The sequence below is a fragment of the Mycobacterium bulgaricum genome, from assembly GCF_041287165.2.
Classification (GTDB): Bacteria; Actinomycetota; Actinomycetes; order Mycobacteriales; family Mycobacteriaceae; genus Mycobacterium; species Mycobacterium bulgaricum.
The window spans coordinates 1-2,487 of sequence record NZ_JBGGKV020000034.1; the positions used below are offsets into that span (position 1 = coordinate 1).

Annotated in this window: 3 protein-coding genes; all 3 read left to right on the forward strand. The window is 70.0% G+C overall.

The window, feature by feature from the left end; genetic code table 11:
* The first annotated feature begins 222 nt into the window (after nucleotides 1–222).
* The 3 genes from ACAG24_RS29430 to ACAG24_RS29440 all read left to right on the forward strand — a co-directional run bounded on the left by ACAG24_RS29430 (nucleotide 223) and on the right by ACAG24_RS29440 (nucleotide 2,333).
* A complete protein-coding gene (locus tag ACAG24_RS29430; RefSeq protein WP_370475516.1) occupies nucleotides 223–516 on the forward strand; it encodes a hypothetical protein in 294 nt (97 codons plus the stop codon).
* Nucleotides 517–542: 26 nt separating this feature from the next.
* Entirely contained in the window at nucleotides 543–1,001 is a 459-nt protein-coding gene (locus ACAG24_RS29435) for a hypothetical protein (protein WP_370475515.1), read from the forward strand.
* 381 nt (nucleotides 1,002–1,382) lie between these two features.
* Nucleotides 1,383–2,333 carry a DUF4192 domain-containing protein gene (locus ACAG24_RS29440; RefSeq protein WP_370475990.1) on the forward strand — a complete coding sequence of 317 codons (951 nt, stop codon included), beginning with the start codon at nucleotides 1,383–1,385 and terminating at the stop codon, nucleotides 2,331–2,333.
* Nucleotides 2,334–2,487 lie beyond the last annotated feature (154 nt).

Here is a 2,487-nt window from a genome sequence, read left to right on the forward strand (position 1 = left end):
AGGCCCCGTCACGCGCAACCCACACCCGCGCCGAACTGCGCAGGCCGAGTGACCTTTTCGGCCCAACGCCAGCTCGCCAGGGCGCTACGCGCCGGCTCGCGCGGGCCGAAAACCCTGCTCCGCTCGTCGCGGCCTCTTCGAGGTGGCGCGCGCCACCCCGCCGGTCCCCGCAACCCCAGCGCTAACCGGCGCACCCAACCCGTACACGAACGGAGAACACCCATGGAGATCGACTACGGCCTGGCCTGGGACTTCCTCAACGACCACGACAGCCGGCCCTACCAACTGCGCTTCCGCCGCAACGGGTGGTTCGACGACACCGGCCGACTCATCGCCGTCGTCGCCAAGTTCAACCACCCCGACAACGGACACACCCTGCCCATCAGCCGAGCCGACGTCGACTTCAACGACGTCGAGCGAGCCATCGACGGCTGGCAGAGCTGGGCCCGCATCACCGACTCCACCGTCAGTCTCGCCGCCATCCGACGCCGCCTTACCGCCGCCGGCCTCGCCTAACCCCCACCCCCAGAAAGGAACCCGCCATGAGCGCATTCATCGTCGACCCCGAACACATCCACGTCCTGCTCTGGGCCGCCAACCGGCCCACCAGCCCCTACGGGCCGCTGGCCTGGTACTACGACAACCCCAGCCGAGAAGGCCGACTCACCGACGACACCATCGACACCGTCGGACAGATGCTTGTCGACGCGAACGCCGCCTCCGTCAACTACCGCTACGACGAAGACGACGCCTATATCTACGCCGACCAACGGCCCCGCCACACCACCTGGAGAGGTATCGAACTGCTTAAAGCTCTGCACTGCTACGAATACCAGTCCTGCGAGCACCCCGACTGGCGCACCAGCCAAGCCCACACCTTCTGCCGCGCCCTCGAACGCCGCCTCATCGGCGAACTGCCCGGCTACGACGACGCGCCCTGGGCCATCAGCCGCCTCGACACACCCGCCGCCGAACGGCGACCCGCCGGCGACCCCCACTGACCCACCGCGGCCGGCCGGTGTCCGCGCGCGTCGCGGGCACCGGTCGGTGTGGTGTGTTCCGGTTCGTGGGCGCCGGCGCACTAGGTGCGACCGGCGGATGCCCGCCTGCGGCGGGCGTGATCCGTAGCCCCTCACCTTTAACCGTTCAGCTGGGTCGCCCAGTGTGACCGACGAGGCCCCGTCACGCGCAACCCACACCCGCGCCGAACTGCGCAGGCCGAGTGACCTTTTCGGCCCAATCAAGCTCGCTGCCGCTCGCGGGGCCGAAAACCCTGCTCCGTCCGGCACGGCCTCTTCGGGGTGGCGCGCACCACCCCGCCGGTCCCCCGCAACCCCAGCGCTAACCGGCGCACCCAACCCGTACACGAACGGAGAACACCCATGACCATCAAACTCGGAGCCCCCGCCGACGTCATCGCCGCAGCCCCCGCCCTGCTGGGCTTCACCCCCACCAACAGCATCGTGGTCTACCTGCTGGGCACCGAGCCCGACGGCACACCCATCATCAAAGTCACCATCCGCTGCGACATCACCATCAGCGCCACCCAAGCCGCCAACTTCGCCCGCACCTGCCACCTCAGCGCCGCCAAATACGACGGCGCCCTGCTCCTGGCCATCTGCGGCCCCGAGCTCGACGACCACGCCGCCATCGTCCTCAACGGCATCCGCGACTCCCTCACCGAGGCCGGCATCACCGTCCGCCGCCGCCTCACCACCCGCGACGTCACCGCCGCCGGCACCTGGACCGACCCCGACACCGGAGCCACCGGAACCACCTACCCCTACACCGACTCGCTGCTGACCGCACAGCGCATCCACGACGGAGCACTCCTCACCAACAGCCGCGAGGACCTCGTGCGCGAGTTCGACCCCATCACCCCCGCCCCCGCCGTCGCCGTCGGAAACCACGACGTCCTGGTCACCACCACCATGGAGGACATCACCGATGCCCTCACCGGAACCAGCCGCTACATCAGCGCCACCCTGTCCACCCGCGCCGGCATCCTCATCACCAGCCACCCCGCGCTCCGCGACGCCATGCTGCACCTCGCCCTCGACCACGAGCGTGCCGCCACCAACGTGTGGACCCACATCGCCCGCCAACTGCGCGGACGGCCCCGCACCGAAGCACTCACCATCGCCGCAGTCTGCTACTGCCTCATCAACGACACAGTCCGCGGCGGAATCGCCGCCGACATCGCCATCACCGAAGCCGCCGACGCCGGCGACGAACCGCCCACCCTGGCCGCCATGCTCCTGGCCGCCCTCGAATCAGGCATCGACCCCGCACTGATCCGCCGCGTCCTCACCGACACCCACCCCGGCACCTGACCCACCGCCGCCCGGCCGGTGTCCGCGCGCGTCGCGGGCACCGGTCGGTGTGGTGTGTTCCGGTCTCCGGTCTCCGGGCGCCGGCGCACTAGGTGCGACCGGCGGATGCCCGCCTGCGGCGGGCGTGATCCGTAGCCCCTCACCTTTAACCGTT